We start from the raw sequence: 23,270 nt of genomic DNA, 5'->3' as shown, positions 1-23,270 counted from the left end.
CGAGTTCCCATGACACGAGCAGCACTGGTGGCCCCGGTCCGGACGGCAGTGGGCCGGTTCGGCGGCGCCCTGCGCGATGTACCGGCGGTAGCACTGGCGACCACGGTCCTGAAGGCGACCGTGGCGCGTTCCGGCATAGATCCGGAACGTATCGACGAAGTCGCCATGGGGCAGTCCTACGCCAATTCGGAGGCGCCGTGTATCGGCCGCTGGGCGGCCCTCGACGCGGATCTGCCGCTGTCGGTCGCCGGTCTGCAGACCGACCGGCGCTGCGGGACCGGGCTGCAGGCACTGGTCACCGCGGCGATGATGGTGCAGACCGGCGCCGCCGAGGTCGTGGTGGCCGGTGGCGTCGAATCGATGAGCAATATCGAGCACTACACGACCGGCGCCCGGTGGGGTTCGCGATCCGGTGGTCTGCACCTGTTCGACCGGCTCGACCGCGGCCGCGAGCGTTCGCAGCCGGAACGGCGGTTCGGCCCGATCAGCGGCATGCTCGAAACCGCGGAGAACGTCGCGGCGAAATGCGGGATCACCCGGGAGCAATCCGATCTCCTCGCCGCGGAGAGCCACCGCCGTGCCCATACGGCCTGGGCGGCGGGGCGTTTCGACGCGGAGGTCGTGCCGGTCGAGATCGTCGATCGCAAGGGGAATGTCACGGTGTTCGCCCGGGACGAGGGAATCCGGCCGGAGACCACCGCCGATACACTCGCGCGATTGCGGGCGGTCCGCCCGGGTGGTGTCGTCACCGCCGGAAACGCCAGTCAGCAGAACGATGCGGCAGCGGCGGTTCTCGTTGTGGCCGAGGATCGCCTCGACGAACTGGGGCTCGAACCGATGGGATTTCTCGAGGGTTGGACGGCCGCCGGATGCGATCCCGCGCTCATGGGGCTGGGGCCGGTGCCCGCGGCGGCGAAGTTGTTCGCGCGCACCGGATACGGTTTCGCGGATTTCGACCTGATCGAACTCAACGAGGCTTTCGCGTGCCAGGTACTCGGCGTGCTGCACGAATGGGGCTGGGACGATCGAGACCGGCTGAACGTCAACGGTTCCGGTATCTCACTGGGTCATCCCATCGGTGCCACGGGTATTCGTATGCTGACCACCGCGCTACACGAGTTGCGGCGTCGCGGCGGGGGCCGCGCGCTGCTCACGATGTGTATCGGCGGTGGCCAGGGTATGGCGGCCGCGGTGACCTCGGCCTGACCGTGTGACGGCCGGTGGTGCCGGTCCGCCACCGGCCCGGAGCGGGCTGTTGTTGCGCGGCCGCATCCGGCCATGTGTGTCGCCGAGATCCGGACCACGCGGATCCGTATCTTCGGTGAGGTGAATCCCACCGAGCTGCCCCGTCTCGGGTCGGCCTCCGGCCGCTGGATCGTACTGGCCACTGTGCTCGGCTCCTCGGTGGCGTCTCTGGACGCCACCGTCGTCAATATCGCACTACCCCGGATCGGCGCCGCACTGGATACCGATGTCGCGGGCCTGCAGTGGACGCTCAACGGTTACACCCTGACGCTCGCCTCGTTCATTCTGCTCGGCGGCTCCTTCGGCGACCGGTTCGGCCGGCGCAAGGTGTTCGTCGCGGGCGCCGTGGGGTTCGCCGCCGCGTCGCTGCTCTGCGGTGCGGCGGTGAACATCGAGATGCTGGTGGCGGCGCGGGTGCTGCAGGGGGTGGCCGGTGCCATGCTGACCCCGGGCAGTCTCGCCCTGATCTCCGCGTCCATCGACCATCGCGATCAAGGCGCGGCCATCGGGTTGTGGTCGGGATTCGGGGGCGTGGCCGGGGCACTCGGGCCGTTCCTCGGCGGCTGGTTGATCGAGGTCGCGGGCTGGCGGTCCATCTTCTTCATCAATGTGCCCCTGGTGATAGTGGTCGTACTGGTCTCGCTGCGGCATGTGCCGGAGAGCCGGGACCCCGCCGCCACCGACCGGCTGGATCTGCCGGGCGCGCTGACCATCGCGATCGCGCTCGGCGCGATGACGCTCGGACTGATCGACGAATTGCCACTGCTGGTAGGAGCGGGTGTGCTGCTGCTGGCGGCTTTCGTGATGATCGAGCTGCGCAGCGATCATCCGCTCGTCCCACCGTCGCTGTTCGCGTCCCGTGTGTTCACTGTCGCCAACCTGGTCACCCTCGCGGTGTACGCCGCACTCGGTGGGGTGTTCTTCCTGCTGGTTCTGGAACTGCAACTGGTCGCGGGGTATTCGCCGCTGCTCGCGGGGCTGGCCACCCTGCCGGTGACGCTGCTGATGCTGGTCCTGTCGGCGCCGTCGGGTCGCTGGGCGCAGCGGCACGGCCCCCGGCTGCCCATGACATTCGGACCGGTTCTCGCCGCGGCCGGATTGATACTGCTGCTCCGGGTCGGCCCCGGCGCCTCCTATCCGGTCGATGTACTGCCCGGGGTGCTCGTGTTCGGTCTCGGATTGTCGGTGCTCGTCGCTCCCCTCACCGGAGCGGTGCTCGGTGCGGTATCGCCGAGCGAGGCGGGGATCGCCTCCGGTGTCAACAACGCGGTCGCCCGGACGGCGCAACTACTCGCGGTGGCGGCGCTGCCCGGACTGGCCGGACTATCCGGGGCGCTCGACGATCCGGCGGTCTTCGATTCCGGGTTCACCGTCGCCATGTGGATCTGTGTCGGCCTGCTGCTCACCGGCGCGCTGCTGGCGGCGGTACTGCTGCGGCCGCCCCGGCGCGCACTCGAACCGGACCGGGTGGACTGCCTGCCGCAGTGCGGAGTCGGCGGGCCCGCGGTCGCTCCCGCGCGGGCACTGCGGTGAAGATCATTCGGTATCCACAGGGAATTCACGTCTCCGGGGGAATGATCCGGCGGATCCGGGGTAGACGCCGGGTATGACTTCGACTGCCTCTCCCGTACCGGCCCCGGTGATCTGCTGGACTCCCGTGTCCGGCGCCACCGGGTGACGGTGCGGTGGTGACGCGGCCGAGTCGTTCGGGCCGGTCGATACCGGCTGCCGGGTACGCGGCGATGATCGCGCTCGGATCCGGTCCATCGGCCAAGGGGCGCGCGAGCCCGATCCGGTGAAATGCTGTCACCGGACCCGCGCACCCGCAGCGGTCCGGTGACCACCGTCGAACTTGCCGTATCTGTGTTCGCTGCCCGGCTCCGGGTATCCGATCACCTTGCTCCTGCCCAGTCCCACCGATTCACAAGTTTGGAGAATTACCTGCTCATGGGTGTTATCGAAGGATCGACAGCATCGGCGTCGGACGGATCCGTCGCGGCCGGGACCCGGATGACGGGCTTGCAACCGGGGCGGTGGCACCGCATGGTGCGCGATGAGCGGGCCGGTGCCCGGTGACGGCGCCGGTATCCCCGCCGCTCGACGGCGGCGCGGGCCGGTCGGGCGCGGCGGGTGCGATATCGCGTCGGCGCGGCCGGGTGATCTGGTACGACGCCCAGAAGGGCTTCGGCTATCTGGCGCCCGAGGACGATATCGCACCGGTCTTCGTGGAATATCGCAGTATCGAAGCCGACGGCTACCGGGTGCTGTTCGCCGATCAGAGTGTCGAATTCTCCACGGTGCGGCGAGCGGGTGGCGCGGAAGCGGTGGCTGTGCGGCCGTGCCCCTGAAAGTGGCAGTGCGACCCTGCTGCTGAAAGCCGTGCACGACGCCGACGACCGCGAACCGCCGCATGCTTGACTCATTCCAGAAAAGAGACGAGACTTTCGGCTGTGCATGCGGCCGTGGATTTCCAGCAGATGCTGCGGGGAGTTTCGCTGCGCGTGACAGCCCCACGCGTGGCGGTGCTCGGCGCCGTGCACGACCACCCGCATGCCGATACCGATTCGATCATCCGCGCCGTGCGGTCGCGCCTCTCGGCGGTATCGCACCAGGCGGTGTACGACTCGTTGCACACCCTCACCGCGGCCGGATTGATCCGTTGTATCCAGCCCTCCGGTCTCGTGGCCCGTTACGAGTCGCGCGTCGGTGACAATCACCACCACGTCGTTTGCCGGACCTGCGGTTCGATTGCCGATGTGGACTGCGCAGTCGGCGAACCCCCGTGTTTGACAGCCGCCGACGATCACGGCTATTCGATCGACGAAGCCGAGGTCATCTACTGGGGTCTGTGCCCCGGCTGTGCAGCCGTACAGCACACTTGATCGCAGTTCCGACCACATATTCAGGAAGGAAAGTCGTGACCTCTGATAGTCGTCCACCCGCTCCTGACACCGGAACTCGCAGTACGAGCGAGAGCGAGAACCCGGCGATCCCGTCGCCCACTCCCCGTACCGATCACCGTCCGCGCACCAACGCGGACTGGTGGCCGGAACAGATCGATGTGTCGGTGCTGCACGCCCATTCCTCCAAAGCCAATCCGCTGGGGGAGGATTTCGACTACCCGGCGGAGTTCGCGAAACTCGATGTCGAAGCCCTGAAGGCCGATGTCGCGGCGGTACTGACCGATTCGCAGGACTGGTGGCCCGCCGATTACGGAAACTACGGTGGCCTCTTCATCCGGATGAGCTGGCATGCGGCGGGCACCTACCGGATCGCCGACGGGCGGGGTGGCGGCGGTCAGGGCGCGCAACGTTTCGCACCGCTCAACAGCTGGCCCGACAATGCCAGCCTCGACAAGGCGCGTCGGCTGTTGTGGCCGGTCAAGCAGAAGTACGGCAACAGTATCTCCTGGGCGGACCTGCTGGTTTTCGCCGGAAACGTCGCGCTCGACTCGATGGGATTCCAGACCTTCGGATTCGGTTTCGGGCGCCCCGATATCTGGGAGCCGGAAGAGGTCTACTGGGGTCCGGAGGACACCTGGCTCGGCGACGAGCGCTACAGCGGTGACCGCGATCTGGCGAATCCGCTGGCCAATGTCCAGATGGGCCTCATCTATGTGAATCCCGAAGGGCCCAACGGCCGGCCCGATCCGGTGGCGGCGGCGCGCGATATCCGGGAAACGTTCGCGCGGATGGCGATGAACGACGTGGAGACCGCCGCGTTGATCGTGGGTGGGCACAGCTTCGGTAAGACCCACGGCGCCGGCGATCCCGATCTGGTGGGCGCCGAGCCCGAGGCGGCCCCGATCGAACAGCAGGGCCTGGGCTGGAAGAGCAGCTACGGCACCGGTAAGGGCAAAGACGCCATCACCAGCGGGCTGGAGGTCGTCTGGACCGCCACGCCCACCAGGTGGAGCAACGGCTTCCTGCAGAATCTGTACGGCTACGAATGGGAGCTCACCAAGAGCCCCGCGGGCGCCTACCAGTGGAAGCCGAAAGACGGTGCGGGCGAGGGTGCGATCCCGGATCCGTTCGACGGACCCGCGCGTACGCCCACCATGCTGACCACCGATCTGTCGCTGCGCGAGGATCCGATCTACCGCGAGATCACCAGCCGCTGGCTCGAACATCCCGAGGAACTGTCCGAGGCCTTCGCCAAGGCGTGGTACAAACTGCTGCACCGCGATATGGGACCGATCAGCCGTTACCTCGGTCCCTGGGTTCCGGAGCCGCAGCTGTGGCAGGACCCGGTTCCGGCGGTCGACCACGAGCTGATCGACGAGCAGGACATCGCGAATCTGAAGCGCAAGGTTCTCGAATCCGGCCTGTCGGTCCCACAGCTGGTCAAGACCGCGTGGGCCGCGGCTGCCAGCTTCCGCAGCACCGATAAGCGCGGCGGTGCCAACGGCGCCCGTCTCCGGCTCGAACCCCAGAAGAACTGGGAGGTCAACGAACCGTCCGAGCTGGCGAAAGTACTGCCCGTGCTCGAGCAGATCCAGCAGGATTTCAACGGGTCGGCGCCGGGCGGTAAGAAGGTTTCGCTGGCCGATGTGATCGTCCTCGCCGGGTCGGCGGCGGTCGAGAAGGCGGCCGGCGACGCGGGCCACGACATCACCGTTCCGTTCCGGCCCGGACGCACCGACGCGACCCAGGACAACACGGATGTGGAATCCTTCGCCGTGCTCGAGCCGCGGGCCGACGGGTTCCGCAACTATGTGCGGCCCGGCGAGAAAGTTCCACCGGAACGGTTGCTGCTGGAACGGGCCTACCTGCTCGATGTCACAGCCCCGGAACTGGCGGTGCTGGTCGGCGGGCTGCGGGCGCTCGGCGCGAACCACGGTGGTACGGAACACGGTGTCTTCACCGATCGCCCGGGCGTGCTGACGACCGACTTCTTCGTCAACCTGCTCGATCAGAACACCGAGTGGAAGGCCTCGGAGTCGGCGGAGAACGTGTACGAGGGCAGCGATCGGCGGACCGGGGCGAAGAAATGGACAGCCACCGCCAACGACCTCGTATTCGGATCGCATTCGGTACTGCGCGCAGTGGCCGAGGTCTACGCCCAGCGGGACGCCGATGCCAGATTCGTCGACGATTTCGTGGCCGCGTGGGTGAAGGTCGCCCACAATGATCGGTACGACTCGGCCTGATCGGCACAGTCGTAATTCCGGGCCGTCCCACGGGGGCGGCCCGGAATGGTTTCCGGGCATTCGGGCGGATAGCGCGGGGCCGATGCGGAACAGCGCGGGAAGGTGGGTTGACGCCTGTCGCCGCCGAGATCGCCCGGGAGAGTTCGCCGGGTCAGTAGGATCTGGTGCCGTGGTCGAGTATCTGCCCCCGCCACGGACGTTGCTGACCGGCCTGGCCATGGTCGAGTCGGCGCGGTGGCACGACGGCCGGTTGTGGTTCGCCCACTGGGGTGCGGGGGAGGTCCTCGCCGTCGATATGGACGGCCGTGTCGAGAAGATGGGGGAGGGTCCGCCTGCGATGGGCTGGGCCATCGACTGGTTGCCCGACGGTCGTCTGATCACGACCGGTCCGGCCGTCACCCGCCACGAATCCCACGGCCAGCTGGTGGACCACCGTGCACGTGGTGGTAACGAGATCGTGCTCGATCCACACGGGCATATGTATATCGACGGGTTCGATTTCGACTTCCTCGGCGGCGGTACCCCGGAACCGGGCTGGATCGATCTGGTCGCGCCGGACGGCACCTCGCGGCGGATGGCCGGCGACCTCGAGTTCCCCAACGGGATGGTCGTGACGCCGGACGGCGACACTCTGGTGGTCGCCGAATCGTTCGCCGGCCGGCTCACCGCCTTCGATATCGGCGACGACGGATCGCTCACCGGCCGCCGGGTATGGGCCGAGGGACTGGCACCCGACGGGATCTGTATCGACGCGGAGTCGGCCGTCTGGGCCCAGACCGCCGACACCGCAACACATACGGGCGATCACCGGGCTCCGGCCGGCGCCTGTGCCCGGGTGCTGGACGGTGGCGAGATCACCCACCGCGTAGATACCGAACTGCCGTGTTTCTCCTGTGTGCTGGGTGGTCCCGGCGGACGCCATCTCTTCCTGCTCTGCAATGAGTTCGAGGGTGTCGGCCGGATGGAAGCGGTGCAGGTGCGCCGGTCGGCGAAGATCTTCGTGACCGAGGCGCCGTGCCGCGGCCCGGCACGGGACCGGCGGTAGCGGACTCCGTCCGAAGACACGGAATCGGCCACCGCGCCGAATCGGGCGGCCGCGCACCGCGCCGCCCCGGCCGGTTCCCGGGGCCGGACATATGCCGAGGTAACGCGGCGCCGCACCCCGGCGACGTATCTGTTATGGAATTCATTCTGGTAGCACTCGCCGCGGGATATATCGCTGTCACCCAGTTCCTCGGCGGCGTCGCGCAGGCCCTGGGCTCGGCCGGCCTGTAGCCGCCCGGCGTCGGTGTGGGCACCCAGTTCTTCGGCGGCGGGCGCCTCGACCGGCGATCGGCAGCCCGGGTTTCAGGCCTCGGGGATCTCGATACCGAACTTCTCGAGCGTGATATCTGCGGGCTCCGGGCCGCCGCGAACGCCGGTGTCGAGCGCATCGATGGCAGCCAGCTCGGAATCGGTGAGTTCGAAGCCGAAAATATCGAAGTTCTCGGCGATCCGGTCCGGCCGCACCGATTTCGGAATCGCCTGCCGGCCCTGCTGCAGATGCCAGCGCAGCATCACCTGAGCCGGTGTCCGGCCGTGCGCGGTGGCGATCTCACCGATCACCGGGTCCTCCAGCGTCGAGCCGTGTGAGCCGTCACGATAGAAGGTGATACCGCCGATCGGCGACCACGCCTGGTTGAGGATGCCGTGCGCGGTATCGACCGCGAGCAGTTCGGACTGCCGGAAATACGGATGGACCTCGATCTGGTTCACGGCCGGTACCACCGCGGATTCGGTGAGCAGCCGGGTCAGATGATCGGGCATGAAGTTGGAGACTCCGATCGCCCGGACCCGGCCGTCGGCGTAGAGCTTCTCCAGCGCCCGGTACGCCTCGACGGTCCGCTCGAAATCGGTGGGCAGCGCCTGGTGCAGGATCAGCAGGTCGATCCGCTCGACGCCGAGTTTTCCGGCGCTCTTGTCGAAACTGTGCAGGGTACGGTCGTAGCCGAAATCGGTGATCCAGATCTTGGTCTCGACGAAAACCTCGTCGCGGGCGAGCCCGGAACGGTGGACGGCCGCGCCGACCTCCCGCTCGTTGCCGTACACGGCCGCGGTATCGATATGGCGGTAGCCGGTCGCCAATGCCGACTCCACCGCGGCGACTGTTTCGTCCGGGGGCGTCTGATAGACGCCGAATCCGAGGGCGGGCATCTCGACACCGTTGTTGAGGGTCAGGTTCGGAACGGTCATATACCCGACCCTAGGCCGCCGCGCGGCGGAGACGGTGTCGCCGCCGCTGGGCGGACCGTGTCGCCGAGGTAACGACGGCCGGATATCCGGTGGGAACGAGTCACCGGACGACGATGCGGACCCGGGTGAGATTGTCGATCCGGGCATAGGAGGTGGTCTCCTCGCCGTCGGGTCGGGTGGACGCGCGCACGGTGACGAAATGGGTGCCGGGTTCGGTGAACACGTGATCGACTGCGGCGGTCACGATGGTGCCCGGCGCGAGTTCGGCACTGTCGGTGAAATCGCCCGTTCCATCGAAGTCCCAGTGCAGCGCGACGACCGGGCCCGTGCCCGGGGGTGCTTCGGCGACCGCCGCCAATCGGCCGCTGTCGCCGGCGGCGATCTCGGCGCGATCCGTACCGTCGGCGGTCAGTTCGACCACGGGCTGTACACCGCGGCGCTCGGCCGCCCGGGCGGGGAGCACCACCTGGCCGTCGTCGACGGTGTAGCGGGTGCTGTCCGCGGGAGCGCGCCCCGATTCCACCCAGGAACTGAGCGCCCGCAGTGCGCGGTGCAGCACACCGAGATAGCTGACCGTGCGGGTGGGATCCTCCTGGCGTTCCTCGTCGCCGTGCAATGCGTGATCGACGTACCAGAGGCGGAAGTGATCATCGGTCGCCGGGCCGAAATGATCGCGTACTCGACCGGCGTACCAGTCGGCCTGCCAGGGAAAGGCTTCGCGGTCCAGTAGACAGGACACGACGATCATTTTCCCGGTGAAGTCCCCGGTCGGCAGATGGCCCGAGGCGGCCTCGGTGAACAGCGGTCCCAGCAGCAGTGGTCGCTGCGGGTGGCTCGGAGCCCCGGCCCGGTCGCGGAACTGATCCCATACGGGGTAACCGGATTGCGGAACCTGGTGCCGGTGATAGGTCTGCGCGGCGAGGAACGCGCTGTTGTCGATCTCGACGATATCGCCGGGTGCCAGGCCCGCGAGCGCGCCGATGTGGTCGGGAGTGTCGAGGACGGCCAGGTCCTCGTGCAATCCGGTGACGGTGACCCGGGCTCCGGCGGCGGCGCCGGTCCGCACCAGCAGATCCGCGCCCTGGATCGACCCGCCCGCGGGCGGATCGGATATCGCCACGGCCACGACGGTGTCCTCGCCGGCGCCGGCACCTCGGAACGCCTGGTCGACGCCGCCGCTCGGTGTGCCGGCCGGACGATGATCCGGGACGCCGCGAGCGGTGGCCCGGGCGCGGGTGACCGGACCGGTGGCCGGGCAGCGGTGTCGGATCCCGCGGCGTTCCGCAGGCTCACCGGCCAGAACTGGATGGAGGCCCGGCAATCGCTGTTCGGGCCGGGCGCGGGTCTGTGATCAGGGAGGGCGCTCGGCCGCGGAGATGATGTGGCGAAGCGATTTCAGCGTTGCGCACTCTCCACGACCCAGGCCGCGATCTGCGCACGTGAGGTGTATCCGAGTTTGGTCAGGATGTTCTCGACATGGCCCTGGGCGGTGCGCTGGGAGATCACCAACTTGGTCGCGATCTGCTTGTTGCTGAGTCCGCGCGCGACCAGATCGGCCACTTGACGTTCCCGCTTGGTCAGCTTCGGCGCCGGATCGGCTGCCGCACCGGACGCCGCACCGGCCGATTCGCCGAGCGCGTAGGCAGTAGCGGCTTCCATACCCATGGTCTGCCCCTGCTGATGGGCCGCGTCGTACCGGCGGACGCCCAGGGCCGCGCGGGCGTCGCGCTCGCATTCCTCGTGATATCCCGCCATATTGCGGAAGACGGTCATCACCCGGGCTCCGGCGGGCCAGAGCGCCTGCGCGGCCCCCATGAGAATCGCGGCGCGTTCGGCTTCCGTGCGCATATCGACGATCCAGGCCAGCCCCTCCAGACAGAACATATTGAGAACGGTGCTGTTCAGCCCGCTGTTGACCCGTAGCGCTTCCGTCAGTAACTGCCGGGCCCGGTCGCGGTCGCCGTCGCGCCAGACCGCCACCCCCACACCGCGCAGCGATGCGGCGCGATGCAGAATCTCGTGACACGGTTCGGTGACCGCGAGGACTCGGCGGTAGTACTCGCGCGCTCGGTCGGTATCCCCGCTGAGTTCGTGCGCCCAGCCCAGTAGCGTGAGCGCGCTCATCCGCAGCTTATCGGCCGGGTTCGAATCGGTGAGCTCGACGGCGCGTTCGAAATGTGCGGGAGCGGTATCGGATTCGCCGCGCGACAGTGCGAAGAGACCTTCGAGGAAAGCGATCTGTGCCCGGCTCTTCGGCGCGGACTCCGGTCCGGCGAGCTCTTGTGCCTCGGCCAGCGCCTCGGCGGCCGCTGTGAATTCCCCGTGCTGCGCGGCGAGACCGCCCGCGGCGCAGAGCGCTTCGATCCGATCGGGTGGCGAATGCCATCCGGGCCGGGCGAGTGCGCGCCGCAGCCACGACCGTCCCTCGTTGTAGAGCCCCCGGAAGTTCCAGAACTCGTAGAGGCCGGCCGCGGTGCGTAATCCGGCATCGGCCGCGGTGTCGGTGTCCTCGGAGAGGCAGTACTCGATCGCCTCCCGGAGATTGGGTTGTTCGCGGGTCAGCCGGGCGATCCAGTCCGGTTGCGCGGCGCTGATCCAGCCGGCGGCCGCATTCGCGCACAACTGCTCGTACCACTGGTGATGCCGGCGGCGCAGTTCCCGTTCCAGGCCTGCCGCGTTCAGTTCCCGGCGGCCGTAGTCGCGCAATGTCTCCAGCATCCGGAAACGCACCGCGGTGCCGGATTCCTCCCGGATCAGGACGGACTTGTCCACGAGCGAGGACAGCACATCCAGCATGCTGAGCGGGCCGGGATCGATATCGCAGATACCTTCGACCGCGTCGATTTCGCAGCTTCCGGCGAACACCGAGAGCTGGGCCCACAGCTGTTGTTCGGCCGGACTGCACAGGTCGTGACTCCAGTCCATACACATGCGCAATGTCTGCTGGCGCGCCGGTGCGGTGCGGCTGGACCTGGTCAGCAGCGGGTTACGGATATCGAGCCGCTCCAGGATCTGCTGCGGCGTCATGGTCCGCAGCCGGGCGGCAGCCAGCTCGATGGCCAGCGGCAAGCCGTCCAGCCGAGCGCAGATCCGGGCCACCGCGCCCTTGTTCTCCTCGTCGATCTCGAATCCCGGCACCGCCGCGACCGCGCGTTCGCAGAACAGGGTCACCGCGTCGAACCGGGGCAGCCCCAGCAGGGTGGGCTCCCGGCCCGGATCGGGAACCTTCAGCGGCGCCACGCGCAGCACCGCCTCCCCGGCGATATTCAGCGGTTCGCGGCTGGTGGCCAGGATCCGCAGGCCCGCGCAGCCCTGCAGCAGGACCTGATCCAGTTCGGCGACGGGATCGACCAACTGTTCGCAGTTGTCCAGGACGAGCAGCATCTCCCGCGGGCACAGATGCTCCACCAGTACATCGATGAGCGGCCGACCCGCTTCGTCTCGGATCCCGACCGCGGCGGCCACCACATCCACCAGGATCGCGGGATCGGAGACTTCGGTGAGGTCGGCCAGCCATACACCGTCGGCGAAATCCCGCGCCACCTGTGTGGCGGCCCGCACCGCCAGCCGCGTCTTGCCCACGCCGCCGGTTCCGGTCAAGGTGACCAGCCGGGAGGTCGCCAGCAGATTCTTCAGCTCGGCCAGCTCGGTGCGCCGGTTCACCAGACTCGTCAGCTCCAGGGGTAGATTTCCGCTGTGGTCGGGTCCGATCGGTTTACGCTGCGCCGGTATCGGGGACCTGTCCGGATGCGCTACGCGGGCGGGGCGGTCCGGATGCCCTTCGTGGGTGGGGCGGTCCTGGAGCGCCATATCGTCCACCGGATACCCGTGCCGCTCCTGCAGCCGCCGGATGGCCTCCCCGAAAACGGCCGCCGACGGCCGTTCCCGGCTGTCGCGATTCATGGCCGATTCCACCAGATCGCTGATATCCGCGGATATCCCGCTTTCGCGCAGGTCCGGTAGTGGCTGGGTGGTGATCCGGAGGAACTGGGTCACCATTTTCTCGCCACTGCGCCGCTCGAAGGCCGCGTGCCCGGTGAGCGCGCAGAACATGGTGGCTCCCAGTCCGTAGACATCCGCACTGGGGGTGGGCGGTTCGCCCTCGAGCACCTCGGGCGCGGTGAACGCGGGCGATCCGGTCACCGTACCCGCCGCCGTTCGGAAACCGCCCGCGATATGCGCGATCCCGAAATCGGTCAGAGCGGGTTCGCCGTAGTCGGTGAGCAGGATATTGCCCGGTTTCACGTCCCGGTGCACGACGCCGAGCCGGTGCGCGCTCTCCAGCGCTCCCGCGATCTTCACACCGATCTGCAGGACGTCCTCGGCGGGGAGCGGGCCGTGATCGCGCAGCCATGCGTCGAGCGAACCCAGCGGATAGAACGGGGTCACCAGATAGGGCCTCCCCCGGGGCGTGACGCCCTCCTCCAGCACGGTGACGATATTCGGATGCCCGGTCAGCCGGCCCATCGCGCGTTGTTCCCGGGCGAACCGGGCTCGATTGTCCTCATCGGACTCGGCGGTGAGCAGCTTCACCGCGACCGTCCGGTCCAGGGGTTCCTGGGTGCACCGGTAGACCACACCGAAACCGCCGCGGCCCACCTCGGCCGCATCCTCGAAACCGGACGCGTCGAGTTCCGTCGCGACCGACATCGTCGATTCGCGGCGCGTCCGTACCGGGTCGTCGCCGCTCATCGGGCGACCGTGATCCATCGAATACGATTGTGGGAACCGGGTGACATACACGTCCCTCTCGCCACCACAACTCTATCGCCGGGATATCACGGCGGCGGAGCGGGTGAGCGACGCGGGAGTGTCGATCCGGCCGGGTCACTCCGCCGCGACGGCCTGCCCCGCGTTGATCACGAAAACCGGGAAACGGTCCCCGCGCGGCGGCGCCTGGAATCGCACCCGGACCGGGCGGCGTCCGGCTCGCGGCGGCTCCCCGTCGATGGTCGTGTACACCCATGGACCCTCATCGAGTTCCACGATGGCGATCATCGATTCCACCGCTTCGGTGCGGGCGTCCGGCGCGCAGGTCACCGTCCGCCAGCAGACGATGGATCCGTGGCCGGCGGCGGGGACGTGCTCGAAATCGTCGGACCGGCATGCCGAGCATCGGGTGACCGGTGGCGCGAAGAGCCTGCTACACCCGCCGCAGCGGCGGATCATCAGTGCGGCCTCGGTGCACTCCGCGTGCATATCGCTACATTTCCGGATGTTCTCGGGATTCCACTCGTGCATTACTGCCCTCGATGTGCTGGTGCCGATTCGGGTTCGTACTCCAGGATCTGGGATCCGGCGCCGGGGCGCGCCGGTCGAACGGCCCGGGGTATACCTGTTTTCGGATAATGCCTGGTCATGGCGGTATAGGGTCGGCCGGTGCCCGCCCAGCGGGAGTGACCGGGGTCACGATCGCATCGTTCGGGGGAAGTTTCGCGTCTCGCCCGATGTCCGGGTAGTGCGGTGCCCGGGCGTGCGCACCGCCGGCCGCGCGCCCGATACGCGGACCTTCTCCCGCGGTTTCGCGGCGATGCTCATCGGTGCGGCCGGGTTCGTGGGCCCGTCCGGTGCGCGCAACGTCCGTACCGGACGGGATCTCGGTGCCGAACCGGTGGTTCTCCATATGATCTACGCACGGCCGGCCTGCGCTCTGCTGTCCCGGGGTGCTTCGACGCCCGGCTGTGCATGATCGAATTCGGTGATTGTTTCGGGCGATACCGCATCCCGGAATGGATCGACGATCGGCGATCACCCGGTGCCGCACTTCCGGTGGAATTCCCGGACTTCTCGACGGCCGCGATTTCGGACCTCGCATTCCGGACAAAATGGTTCCTTCCGGAAGTCGGTGCGGAAACCGCAGGCCGGTGAATCCTGTTGATACCGGTCGAATTCCCGACGCCCGGCGCCGTTCACCGGCGACCGGAATGCGGGAGCGTATATCCGGGCGGCCGGCGATGTGGGGCCGGGAACGCCGACAGCCCTCCGGGCGTAGTCCGGAGGGCTGCGGTCACAGGATCCCCTGTTCATGCGGTGTGCATGTTATTCGGCAGAGAAGCTCGACAGGGTCCCGATGCCGCCGAAGATGTCACCGAAGGCGCCGAAGATATCGCCGAGGGTGCTGAAATCCACTGAACCCATGGTACTGCTCCTGTCTCAAATCATTTTCTTCGACGATGCCGGTTGCTCCGCCGCACACCTTCGTAGTGGTGTTATCCGAACGTTATAGGTATCAGAGGTTAAATCAAACCGAACTGTGATCTATCCGACATAAATTACGGCGGGGTGAACTAATTACCTTCGTGTTGTTTTCCGCCGGATCATGATCGAATACCGTGGGTAATTGTGTGAGTTTTTCATATATCGCGCCCGCGGCCGTAATTATGCATTTCGCACCTTTCAGCACGTCTTGTCATGTCGCGCTTTTCTTTCCGGGTCCCGGTGGGTGACCCACCGCCCGCCGGTCCTCCCTTCGCAGGGCCGGCAATCGTCCGATCGGACGACGCGTCCCCGGGGCGCGCGACCGTAGTTTTGCTATCGGCCGCCGCCGAGACCAGCAGAGGACGCACGATGTTCGACACCCTCCGGGACAACCCGGTCGCACTGATGATCGTGGCCTCCGAGATCGGGCTGTGGGTGCTACTCGGTGCGGGACTCACCGCCCGCTATCTGCTCCGGCTGCGCGCGGCCGGAGCGGCACTGCTGTGCGGGATCCCGCTCCTGGATGTGGCCTTGATCGTGGCCGCGGCGGTCGATCTGCGGCGGGGTGCCGAGCCCGGGGTCGTCCACGGTCTGGCCGCGATCTACCTCGGTGTCAGTATCGCGTTCGGTCCCGCCGTCGTGCGCTGGGCCGATATCCGTTTCGCCCATCGCTTCGCGGGTGGTCCGGCACCGGTGAAACCGGCGCGCGGTAGCAGGGAGCGTGTCGCCGCGGCCTGGCGGGAGTGGGGCCGGGTGGTGCTCGCCGCGGTGATCGCTTCGGCCGCGCTCGGGCTCGTCGTCGTCACCGTCGCCGACGGCGAGCAGGCGGCCGGGCTGTACTGGTGGATGGGCCGGGCCTGGACGATCGTCGGCCTGTGGCTGATCTTCGGGCCGGTCTGGGAAGAGCTGGCTCCGGCGGACGAAGCGAAGCAGCGGCCCTGAGCGAGCCGGGCCACCGGCTTTCGCGGCAGCGTCAGGCGGCCTGGTAGCCGAGCGCTGCCGAGATCCTGCCCGCGGCCCGCCGGACCACCGGGACCAGGCCGCGCATCCGCTCGTGCGGCATGTACGGCGTGGTCGCCGAAACGCTGATGGCTCCGACGATGGCCCGGGAGGCGTCCCGGATCGGCGCGGCGACGCAGCGGATACCGGGTTCGTTGTCTTCCAGGTCCATGGCGGCGCCGGTCCGGGCATATGCCTGCATCCGGGTGAGGAAGTCCGCCGGATCGCCGGTCCGGGCTCCCGCCGGAACCCGGGCCTCGTCGGCGGCGTACTGCTCGGCCCAGCGATCGGCGGCGTCGAGTAACAGCGCCTTGCCGACCCCGGCCCGGGTCAGCGGCATCCGGTACCCGATTCGCGAGCGCATCTCCGCGCCCCGGGAGCCGGGCAGTTTGTCGAGGTAGAGCACCGAACCGCCGTCCTCGACGGCCAGGTGGATCGTATCGAGCACGGTGGCCGACAGTTCCTCGAGTACCGGGCGGGCCACCAGTGGCAGCGGGTTGCCGTGTAGCGCCTTGAAGCCGAGTTCGATCAGCGCCGGTCCCAGGGAGTAGCCCCGGTTGTCGTGGCGCAGAAAACCCTGGGTGACCAGGAGCTGCGCGAGACGGTGAGTGCTGCTGCGGCCCAGGCCGGTGGCGTCGACGATTTCCCGCAGCCCGTGCGCGCCGTCGCCGACCGCCCGGATCACGGCCAGGCCGCGGGCGAGAGTCTGGGTGCCGGGTGGGATGGCATCGGGAGGTGCGGTCGTCACCGGTCCAGAGTCCCACAAATAGGGACCAGGTTGGAAATAACGGGACCCGCTCTTCATAGTGACCGTCATGACACCGGACCGACCAGGGCTCTCGACGCCGCGCCTCATCGGACTCGACTGGGGTACGACGTCGATGCGGTGCTGGTTGCTCGGTGGCAACGGCCGGATTCTGGATACCCGGCGATTCGCCGGTGGGCTGCTGGATATGGCCACCGGGATCGACGCGACCGATCCGGTGGCCCGGGCGCGTGCCTACGAGACCACCTTCCTGGACGTATGCGGGCCGTGGTTGCGCACCACCCCGGGGCTCCCGGCTCTGGCCTGCGGCATGGTGGGCAGCGCGCAGGGCTGGCGGGAAGCCGGCTACCTCGACGTCCCGGCACGCCTGGACATCACCGGTCCCGCCCTGACCCGGGTCGCGACGGCCGCCGGCACGGTGCATCTCGTCCCCGGGCTGCGCGTTCCCTCCGATCCGCGCCACGATATCGCCGGGGATGTCCTGCGCGGAGAGGAGACGCAGGTCATCGGCGCGCTCCAGTCCATCGAACGACCCGACGCCGAGCATCTGCTGGTCCTGCCGGGCACCCATACCAAGTGGATCCGGATCGCCGACCGCAAGGTACTGTCCTTCACCACGGCCATGACCGGAGAGCTCTACGCGCTGGTCACCCAGCACGGACTGCTGAGTCATACCGGAACCGCCCCGCGCCGCGACGACGCGGCTTTCGCCCGCGGACTGACGGCGGGTTTCTCGGTCCGGGAACGCGGTCTGGCGGCCACGTTGTTCGGTGCGCGGGCGCTGGTTCTCGACGGCCTGCTCGAACCGGCAGCGCTGGCGGACTATCTGTCCGGGGTCGTGATCGCCGACGAGGTCCGCCATCTGCTGCCGCATCACGGTGGTGCGGAGCGAATCGTGCTGTGTGGCAACGGTGATCTGTGCCGCCGATACGCCGCCGCATTGCGGACGCGTGGGGTGGATGCACAGGTCGTCGACGAAGACGCGGCGGCCGCGGGGTTGTGGTCGGTCGCGGTCGCGTCCGGTCTGGTCGCGGCCGGTGCGTACCGATGACGACCGCACATCAGGAAAAGAACAGCAGCGAGGAGAGATTCATGGTGGGCGTATCGGAGGCACCCCGGTCCGGGTTGATCGCCATTCTGCGCGGTATCACCCCGGCAGAAGCCGTCGCCGTGGGGTCGGCGCTGGTGGAGGCGGGCTTCCACGCCATCGAAGTGCCGTTGAACTCACCGGACCCGTACCGGTCCATCGAACTGCTGGCCACGAACTTCGGCACGGTCTGCCCGATCGGTGCCGGTACCGTCCTGCGTACCGAGGAGGTGGAACGGTCGCGTTCGGCGGGTGCCGAGATCATCGTTTCGCCGAATACCGATGTCGAGGTGATCGCCGCGACGCGCACTCTCGGGATGCGCTCGTACCCCGGGATCGCCACTCCGACCGAGGCGTTCGGCGCGATTCGGGCCGGGGCTCGCAGTCTCAAACTCTTCCCGTCCGCGATGCTGGGCAGCTCCGGTATGCAGGCCCTGAGCGCTGTGCTGCCGACCGGCGTGGAAGTGATTCCGGTGGGTGGAGTCGACGAATCCAACCTCGCGCAGTGGCGTGCGGCCGGAGCCGGTGGTGCCGGTATCGGTACCAGCGTGTACCGGCCGGGCGATAGCGCCGCCGAAGTGCGCGCCAAAGCTCGGCGCCTGTCCGATATCTGGGCGTCCACCCCGTAGTACCGCTCGTCACCGGACAATGCTGTCCGCTGCACAGGAGGAAATTCATGAAGATCGCGTCGATCGAGACGTTCACGCTACCGCCGCGCTGGCTGTTCGTGCGTATCGAAACCGATGACGGCATCGTCGGCTGGGGCGAACCCGTGCTGGAGGGGCGTGCCGCGTCGGTCGCCGCGACGGTCGAGGAACTGTCCGACTATCTGATCGGACAGGATCCGGGCCGGATCGAGGATCTGTGGACGGTGCTCTACCGGGGCGGGTTCTATCGCGGTGGCGGTATCCATATGAGCGCCTTGGCGGGTATCGATCAGGCGCTCTGGGATATCAAGGGCCGAGCGCTCGGTGTCCCCGTACACGAACTACTCGGCGGCCGGGTGCGCGATCGCATCAAGGTCTACTCCTGGATCGGCGGTGACCGGCCGGACGAGACGGCGAAGGCCGCGCGGGAGGCCGTCGGGCGCGGCTTCACCGCGGTGAAGATGAACGGCACCGAGGAGCTGCAGTACCTCGATACCTGGGACAAGATCGATCGCTGCGTGGCCAATGTCGCCGCGGTCCGCGACGCGGTCGGGCCGGATATCGGCATCGGGGTCGACTTCCACGGCCGCGTGCACAAACCGATGATGAAAGTGCTGCTGCGCGAGCTGGAGCCGTTCCGGTTGATGTTCGTCGAGGAGCCGGTGCTGTCCGAGCACGTCGACGGTGTGGTGGATGTGCTCCGGCAGTCCCCGATTCCGATCGCGCTGGGGGAGCGGTTGTTCTCCCGCTGGGATTTCAAATCGGTGATCGCCTCGGGTGCTGTCGATATCATCCAGCCCGATCCGTCGCACTGCGGCGGTATCACCGAAGCCCGCAAGATCGCCCATATGGCCGAGGCCTACGATGTGGCGCTCGCGCTGCACTGTCCGCTCGGACCGATCGCGCTGGCCTCGTGTCTGCAGATCGACGCGGGCTGCTACAACGCGACGATCCAGGAGCAGAGCCTGGGTATCCACTACAACACCACCAACGAATTGCTCGACTATCTGGTGGATCCGGCCGTCTTCACCTACGCCGAGGGGCAGGTGCGGATTCCCTCCGGGCCCGGACTCGGTATCGAGATCAACGAAGAATATGTGGCGGAACGGGCCGCCGTGGGACATAGGTGGCGCAACCCGATCTGGCGTCACAGTGACGGTTCGTTCGCGGAGTGGTGATCATGAAAACAATGCTCGACAAACGGACCGCCGTCCCCGGCGCACTCGCCGCCAAGGCCAGTAAGGCGCGCATCCTCATCGCGGTCATGCTCTTCCTGACCGTGGTCATCAACTATATGGACCGCGCGAATCTCTCCATCGCGGTGCCCGCCATCGCCGACGAAATGAATCTGTCCTCGGCGCAGCAGGGTCTGCTGCTGTCGGCCTTCGGCTGGACCTATGCGGCGCTGCAGATTCCCGGCGGCTGGTTCGTCGACCGCGTTCCGCCCCGGGTGCTGTATCCGGTCTGTCTGCTGCTGTGGTCGCTGGCGACTGTGTTCATGGGCATCATCGGCGGTTTCGTCGCGCTCATCGCACTACGCCTGCTGGTCGGCGTCTTCGAGGCGCCGGCCTATCCGATCAACAACCGGGTGGCCACCGCCTGGTTCCCGGAACGGGAACGTGCCTCGGTGATCGGGTTCTACACCTCGGGACAGTTCATCGGCCTCGCCCTGCTGACCCCGGTGCTGTCCTGGCTGCAATCGGTACTGAGCTGGCACTGGGTGTTCATCTTCACCGGCGGTGTCGGTGTGGTGTGGGCGCTGGTCTGGTATCTCGTCTACCGTGAGCCGCGCGATTCGCGGGCCGACGACGCCGAGATCGCGCATATCCGGGACGGCGGCGGGCTGGTCGATCTGACCGAATCGCGGCCCGAGCGCGCCAAGATGACCTGGAACGATATCGCCACGGTCCTGGGACGGCGAAAACTGTGGGGTGTGTACCTGGGACAGTTCTGTCTCACCTCCACACTGTGGTTCTTCCTCACCTGGTTCCCGACCTACCTGGTCAAATACCGCGATATGGACTACATCAAGTCCGGCTTCCTGGCCTCACTGCCGTTCATCGCCGCGGTGGTCGGCGTGCTCTTCTCCGGTGTCTTCTCCGATTTCCTGCTGCGGCGCGGTGTTTCGCTCGGGATCGCCCGGAAGGGGCCGATCATCGCGGGCCTGTTGCTGAGTACCACCCTGATCGGCGCGAACTTCACCGATTCGACCGCCCTGGTGATCGTGTTCCTGTCCGTCGCTTTCTTCGGCAACGGGCTGGCTTCCATCACGTGGTCCCTGGTCTCGGCGCTGGCTCCGGAACGGCTCATCGGCATGACCGGCGGAATGTTCAATTTCATCGGCAACCTCTCCGGTATCGCCACCCCGATCGTGATCGGCTTTCTGGTCACCGACGCGAGTTTCGCACCCGCGTTCGTCTACATGACCGTCGTGACGGTGCTGGGTATCGCCTCGTACGTCATGCTGGTCGGGCGCGTGGAGCGGGTCCGGGAAGCGCGTCCCGCCGCCGCGGCGCAGTAGCGTCCGGGCTGCGCGTTCAAGCGACGCGCAGCCCCCGGCGGGGGGAACGGGTCCCGTTGTGGCGGCACGGGGGATGGGACATGATCCCCGGATGCCAACCACAACGGATCCGAAAGCGAACCCGAAAGCGCAGCGCTGGAACGGGTTTCTCGATCTGGCGGGCAGCCGGCACCTGGCGGTCGCCGTGCTCGCCACCATCACCGGTTTCTACTATCTGCTCGTCGCGTTCACCAACTGCACCGATACCGAGACCAATCGGCGGGGTGTGGCCGCGGTGCTGTCCATGGAGCAGACCATCCACAACGCGGGCACCGACTGGCGGGCGATCGGCAACGAGACCGTCGCGCTCATCGCCTACATCCTGGTGGTCGGGTGGGAATTCCTCATCGCGTTCGTCCTGCTCGCGGCCGCGATCGCCTGGGTCCGCGCGTTGCGCGGCCGGCCGGGCACCGCCGGTACCGCCGCGAAACTGTCCAGCCTGGGGTGGACGATGGCGGTGCTGCTGTTCGCGGGCGGTTTCCTGACCATCGGTGGTGAGTGGTTCCGGATGTGGGCCAACAACCAGGTGAACGCCTCGTCGGCCGCGCTCCAGAATTTCCTCATCGCCGCGGTGGGACTGATTCTCGTCCATCTGCCGCGGTCCGGGGAGCGCGATCGGATCGGATGAGCGCCCGCGGACCCGCCCGACACGGGCGCGGTCCTGTCGGGGGCGGTCCGCGTGAGGTCGTAGTCTCAGCGGAAACACCGGTCCACGATATGGAGCCGCGATGATCTCCGATCGAAGGAAGGCACCGCCGCGGGCCGTCGTTCGCGCGGTGGAGCGGGTCCGTGACGGGCTGGCCGGGGTGCATCGGCGGCTGGTCCCCGGCCATTTCGCCCTGCTCGAGCTGGTCGCCGCGGGATGGCTGTCGCAGGCGATCCACGCGGCTGCCGCCCTGGATATCGCGGGCGCTCTCGCCGACGGGCCGCGGGAGGGTGCCGATCTCGCCCGGGCGGTCGGGGCGGACCCCGACGCGCTGCACCGGCTGCTGCGGTTGCTGACCGCCTACGGTATCTTCGCCCGCCGGCGCGACGGTCGCTACACACTCACCCCGATGGCCCGGGCACTGCGGCGGGACGCGGCTGTACCGTTGCGGGACGCGGTGCTGTTCTACGGGTGCGCGACCCATCGCGACCACTGGACACATCTGGTGGACGCCGTCCGTACCGGCGCGCCGGCAGTTCCCGCACGAGCGTTCTTCGACCGGGTGCGCACCGACCGCGAACTCGGCGATATGTTTCACCGCGCCATGTCCGATATCGACGGCCTCGGGCAGCAGGCGGTGCTCGCCGCGCACGATTTCACCCGCTACCGGTCGATCGTCGATATCGGCGGTGGCCGTGGAGCGCTGCTGTCGGAGATCCTGCGCCGCGCGCCGGGCTGTACGGGGATTCTGTTCGATCTGCCCGAGGTGGCGGCCGCCGCCCCGGGATGGTTCGCGGAAGCGGGGACGGCGGGCCGGTGCACCGCGGTCGGGGGTTCGTTCTTCGAGACCGTCCCCGCGGGCGCGGACGCCTACCTGCTCAAACACATCCTGCACGACTGGCCCGCCGAACAGGCCGGGCAGATCCTGCGAACAGTACGGGCGGCCATGCCGCCGACCGGTCGGTTGCTGGTGATCGAACTCGTTCTCCCGGAACGCGATCGACCGCATCCGGGCAATTTCATCGATCTCGAGATGCTGGTGAACACCGGCGGGCGGGAACGGACCGAATCCGAATACCGAGCCCTGCTCGCCGCCGCGGGGTTCACTCTGCTCTCCTGTACACCCACGATGTCGCCGGAGAATGTGCTCGAGGCCGTACCGGCGCTGTGACGTCGGCCCGCGTGGGATGTGGCGCCGGCTACCGCGGCGGTCAGGTCAGCCGGCGTGATGTGCGACCCTGGCCCGGTGCCGGGCCACGTTCACCCGGTTGGCGCACCGCTCGGAGCAGAAGCGGCGCCGTCCGTTCCGTGAGGTGTCGACGAAGACGCGTGGACAGTCGGTCCGGCCGCACTCGCCGATCCGGCCGGGCGCCGCGCAGTAGAGCTCGGCCAGTCCGGCGGCCGTATAGGCCTTGACCCGCTCGTCGATCGGCGCGTCCTCGGCGGCGTAGTGCAGGTGTGGTGCGCGACCGTCGTGGGTCGAGATATAGGGACGGCTGGTGGTCTCGGCGAGGAGTGCGTTGATCTGGTCGACGCCGGGGGCGCGGAAGGTCGCGTCGAGGCGGGCGGTCCAGCGGCGGAGTTCGACTGCCTGGCGGGGGCTGATCGTGCCGATCGGCTTGTATCCGGCATCGTCGAGCAGTGCGGTCAGGTCCTGGTCCGGTGCGGAATTGACCAGCCGGGCCGCGAGCTCGGCGGCCAGTCCGCCGTAAGGGTTGAAATGCACAGAACCATTACAGCA

The 23,270-nt window shown here is 67.9% G+C and carries 21 protein-coding genes; 15 read left to right on the top strand and 6 right to left on the bottom strand.

The annotated features are described in order from the left end of the window. Positions 1-9 precede the first annotated feature (9 nt). The 6 genes from ACWEWT_RS06160 to ACWEWT_RS06135 all read left to right on the top strand — a co-directional run bounded on the left by ACWEWT_RS06160 (position 10) and on the right by ACWEWT_RS06135 (position 7,439). Positions 10-1,206 (top strand): acetyl-CoA C-acetyltransferase, encoded by a 1,197-nt coding sequence (locus ACWEWT_RS06160; protein ID WP_452556692.1) that lies wholly within the window; start codon positions 10-12, stop codon positions 1,204-1,206. Positions 1,207-1,326: 120 nt separating this feature from the next. After that, complete coding sequence (locus ACWEWT_RS06155; protein WP_452556690.1) at positions 1,327-2,778, top strand: MFS transporter; 1,452 nt, start codon at positions 1,327-1,329, stop codon at positions 2,776-2,778. A 539-nt stretch (positions 2,779-3,317) separates the two neighbouring features. Next, positions 3,318-3,593: a cold shock domain-containing protein gene (locus tag ACWEWT_RS06150; RefSeq protein ID WP_452556688.1), complete on the top strand. Its 276-nt coding sequence runs from the start codon at positions 3,318-3,320 to the stop codon at positions 3,591-3,593. 129 nt (positions 3,594-3,722) lie between these two features. Beyond that, entirely contained in the window at positions 3,723-4,127 is a 405-nt protein-coding gene (locus tag ACWEWT_RS06145) for a Fur family transcriptional regulator (RefSeq protein ID WP_452557689.1), read from the top strand. Positions 4,128-4,162: 35 nt separating this feature from the next. Further along, positions 4,163-6,394 carry a catalase/peroxidase HPI gene (katG, locus tag ACWEWT_RS06140; RefSeq protein ID WP_452556686.1) on the top strand — a complete coding sequence of 744 codons (2,232 nt, stop codon included), beginning with the start codon at positions 4,163-4,165 and terminating at the stop codon, positions 6,392-6,394. A gap of 169 nt (positions 6,395-6,563) precedes the next feature. Continuing rightward, positions 6,564-7,439: an SMP-30/gluconolactonase/LRE family protein gene (locus ACWEWT_RS06135; protein WP_452556684.1), complete on the top strand. Its 876-nt coding sequence runs from the start codon at positions 6,564-6,566 to the stop codon at positions 7,437-7,439. A 302-nt stretch (positions 7,440-7,741) separates the two neighbouring features. Here ACWEWT_RS06135 and ACWEWT_RS06130 read toward each other — a convergent pair whose 3' ends face one another. After that, positions 7,742-8,626 (bottom strand): aldo/keto reductase, encoded by an 885-nt coding sequence (locus ACWEWT_RS06130; protein WP_452556682.1) that lies wholly within the window; start codon positions 8,624-8,626, stop codon positions 7,742-7,744. Between the two features lie 100 nt (positions 8,627-8,726). Next, entirely contained in the window at positions 8,727-9,752 is a 1,026-nt protein-coding gene (locus ACWEWT_RS06125) for a hypothetical protein (protein ID WP_452556680.1), read from the bottom strand. Positions 9,753-9,824: 72 nt separating this feature from the next. Here ACWEWT_RS06125 and ACWEWT_RS06120 point away from each other — a divergent pair, with 72 nt between their 5' ends. Further along, positions 9,825-9,977 carry a hypothetical protein gene (locus ACWEWT_RS06120; RefSeq protein ID WP_452556678.1) on the top strand — a complete coding sequence of 51 codons (153 nt, stop codon included), beginning with the start codon at positions 9,825-9,827 and terminating at the stop codon, positions 9,975-9,977. Between the two features lie 44 nt (positions 9,978-10,021). On the opposite strand, the gene ACWEWT_RS06115 is transcribed toward ACWEWT_RS06120, so the two are convergent. Together ACWEWT_RS06115 and ACWEWT_RS06110 are read right to left on the bottom strand one after the other, a co-directional pair. Further along, positions 10,022-13,318, bottom strand: coding sequence for a protein kinase domain-containing protein (locus ACWEWT_RS06115; protein ID WP_452556676.1), 3,297 nt, complete (start codon positions 13,316-13,318; stop codon positions 10,022-10,024). A gap of 135 nt (positions 13,319-13,453) precedes the next feature. Further along, positions 13,454-13,867 carry a Zn-ribbon domain-containing OB-fold protein gene (locus ACWEWT_RS06110; RefSeq protein ID WP_452556674.1) on the bottom strand — a complete coding sequence of 138 codons (414 nt, stop codon included), beginning with the start codon at positions 13,865-13,867 and terminating at the stop codon, positions 13,454-13,456. 232 nt (positions 13,868-14,099) lie between these two features. On the opposite strand from ACWEWT_RS06110, the gene ACWEWT_RS06105 reads away from it, so the two are divergent. Both ACWEWT_RS06105 and ACWEWT_RS06100 read left to right on the top strand, forming a co-directional pair. After that, positions 14,100-14,315, top strand: coding sequence for a hypothetical protein (locus ACWEWT_RS06105; protein WP_452556672.1), 216 nt, complete (start codon positions 14,100-14,102; stop codon positions 14,313-14,315). Between the two features lie 878 nt (positions 14,316-15,193). Then, positions 15,194-15,766, top strand: a complete 573-nt coding sequence (locus ACWEWT_RS06100) for a hypothetical protein (RefSeq protein ID WP_452556670.1) — start codon at positions 15,194-15,196, stop codon at positions 15,764-15,766. 31 nt (positions 15,767-15,797) lie between these two features. On the opposite strand, the gene ACWEWT_RS06095 is transcribed toward ACWEWT_RS06100, so the two are convergent. Next, complete coding sequence (locus tag ACWEWT_RS06095) at positions 15,798-16,571, bottom strand: IclR family transcriptional regulator (protein WP_452556668.1); 774 nt, start codon at positions 16,569-16,571, stop codon at positions 15,798-15,800. Between the two features lie 67 nt (positions 16,572-16,638). On the opposite strand from ACWEWT_RS06095, the gene ACWEWT_RS06090 reads away from it, so the two are divergent. The 6 genes from ACWEWT_RS06090 to ACWEWT_RS06065 all read left to right on the top strand — a co-directional run bounded on the left by ACWEWT_RS06090 (position 16,639) and on the right by ACWEWT_RS06065 (position 22,700). Further along, positions 16,639-17,640 carry a 2-dehydro-3-deoxygalactonokinase gene (locus ACWEWT_RS06090; RefSeq protein ID WP_452556666.1) on the top strand — a complete coding sequence of 334 codons (1,002 nt, stop codon included), beginning with the start codon at positions 16,639-16,641 and terminating at the stop codon, positions 17,638-17,640. Next, positions 17,637-18,305, top strand: a complete 669-nt coding sequence (locus ACWEWT_RS06085) for a 2-dehydro-3-deoxy-6-phosphogalactonate aldolase (protein WP_452556664.1) — start codon at positions 17,637-17,639, stop codon at positions 18,303-18,305. The genes ACWEWT_RS06090 and ACWEWT_RS06085 overlap by 4 nt, the downstream gene beginning before the upstream one ends. A 47-nt stretch (positions 18,306-18,352) precedes the next feature. Continuing rightward, positions 18,353-19,501, top strand: coding sequence for a galactonate dehydratase (gene dgoD / locus ACWEWT_RS06080; RefSeq protein ID WP_452556663.1), 1,149 nt, complete (start codon positions 18,353-18,355; stop codon positions 19,499-19,501). An 11-nt stretch (positions 19,502-19,512) separates the two neighbouring features. Further along, positions 19,513-20,844 (top strand): MFS transporter, encoded by a 1,332-nt coding sequence (locus tag ACWEWT_RS06075; RefSeq protein ID WP_452557688.1) that lies wholly within the window; start codon positions 19,513-19,515, stop codon positions 20,842-20,844. Positions 20,845-20,935: 91 nt separating this feature from the next. Then, the gene (locus ACWEWT_RS06070) at positions 20,936-21,511 is read left to right on the top strand and encodes a DUF2165 domain-containing protein (RefSeq protein ID WP_452556661.1); all 576 of its coding nucleotides are present in this window, start codon (positions 20,936-20,938) and stop codon (positions 21,509-21,511) included. A gap of 100 nt (positions 21,512-21,611) precedes the next feature. Beyond that, positions 21,612-22,700: a methyltransferase gene (locus ACWEWT_RS06065; protein ID WP_452556659.1), complete on the top strand. Its 1,089-nt coding sequence runs from the start codon at positions 21,612-21,614 to the stop codon at positions 22,698-22,700. 45 nt (positions 22,701-22,745) lie between these two features. Here the strand turns inward: ACWEWT_RS06065 and ACWEWT_RS06060 are convergent, their stop codons facing one another. Continuing rightward, a complete protein-coding gene (locus ACWEWT_RS06060; protein ID WP_452556657.1) occupies positions 22,746-23,255 on the bottom strand; it encodes a CGNR zinc finger domain-containing protein in 510 nt (169 codons plus the stop codon). Positions 23,256-23,270: the final 15 nt, after the last annotated feature.

This window comes from Nocardia sp. NPDC003963 (assembly GCF_053605105.1).
This window is presented reverse-complemented; position numbering and strand designations above follow the sequence as displayed.

Excerpts from the sequence above, each read along its gene's own strand:
- ACWEWT_RS06145 (WP_452557689.1), top strand. The coding sequence starts at position 3,723 with ATGCTGCGGGGAGTTTCGCTGCGCGTGACAGCCCCACGCGTGGCGGTG.
- ACWEWT_RS06085 (WP_452556664.1), top strand. The coding sequence starts at position 17,637 with ATGACGACCGCACATCAGGAAAAGAACAGCAGCGAGGAGAGATTCATG.
- ACWEWT_RS06100 (WP_452556670.1), top strand. The coding sequence starts at position 15,194 with ATGTTCGACACCCTCCGGGACAACCCGGTCGCACTGATGATCGTGGCC.
- ACWEWT_RS06070 (WP_452556661.1), top strand. The coding sequence starts at position 20,936 with ATGCCAACCACAACGGATCCGAAAGCGAACCCGAAAGCGCAGCGCTGG.
- dgoD (WP_452556663.1), top strand. The coding sequence starts at position 18,353 with ATGAAGATCGCGTCGATCGAGACGTTCACGCTACCGCCGCGCTGGCTG.
- ACWEWT_RS06065 (WP_452556659.1), top strand. The coding sequence starts at position 21,612 with ATGATCTCCGATCGAAGGAAGGCACCGCCGCGGGCCGTCGTTCGCGCG.
- ACWEWT_RS06120 (WP_452556678.1), top strand. The coding sequence starts at position 9,825 with ATGATCCGGGACGCCGCGAGCGGTGGCCCGGGCGCGGGTGACCGGACC.
- ACWEWT_RS06115 (WP_452556676.1), bottom strand. The coding sequence starts at position 13,318 with ATGAGCGGCGACGACCCGGTACGGACGCGCCGCGAATCGACGATGTCG.
- ACWEWT_RS06110 (WP_452556674.1), bottom strand. The coding sequence starts at position 13,867 with ATGCACGAGTGGAATCCCGAGAACATCCGGAAATGTAGCGATATGCAC.
- ACWEWT_RS06090 (WP_452556666.1), top strand. The coding sequence starts at position 16,639 with ATGACACCGGACCGACCAGGGCTCTCGACGCCGCGCCTCATCGGACTC.
- ACWEWT_RS06160 (WP_452556692.1), top strand. The coding sequence starts at position 10 with ATGACACGAGCAGCACTGGTGGCCCCGGTCCGGACGGCAGTGGGCCGG.
- ACWEWT_RS06075 (WP_452557688.1), top strand. The coding sequence starts at position 19,513 with ATGCTCGACAAACGGACCGCCGTCCCCGGCGCACTCGCCGCCAAGGCC.
- ACWEWT_RS06130 (WP_452556682.1), bottom strand. The coding sequence starts at position 8,626 with ATGACCGTTCCGAACCTGACCCTCAACAACGGTGTCGAGATGCCCGCC.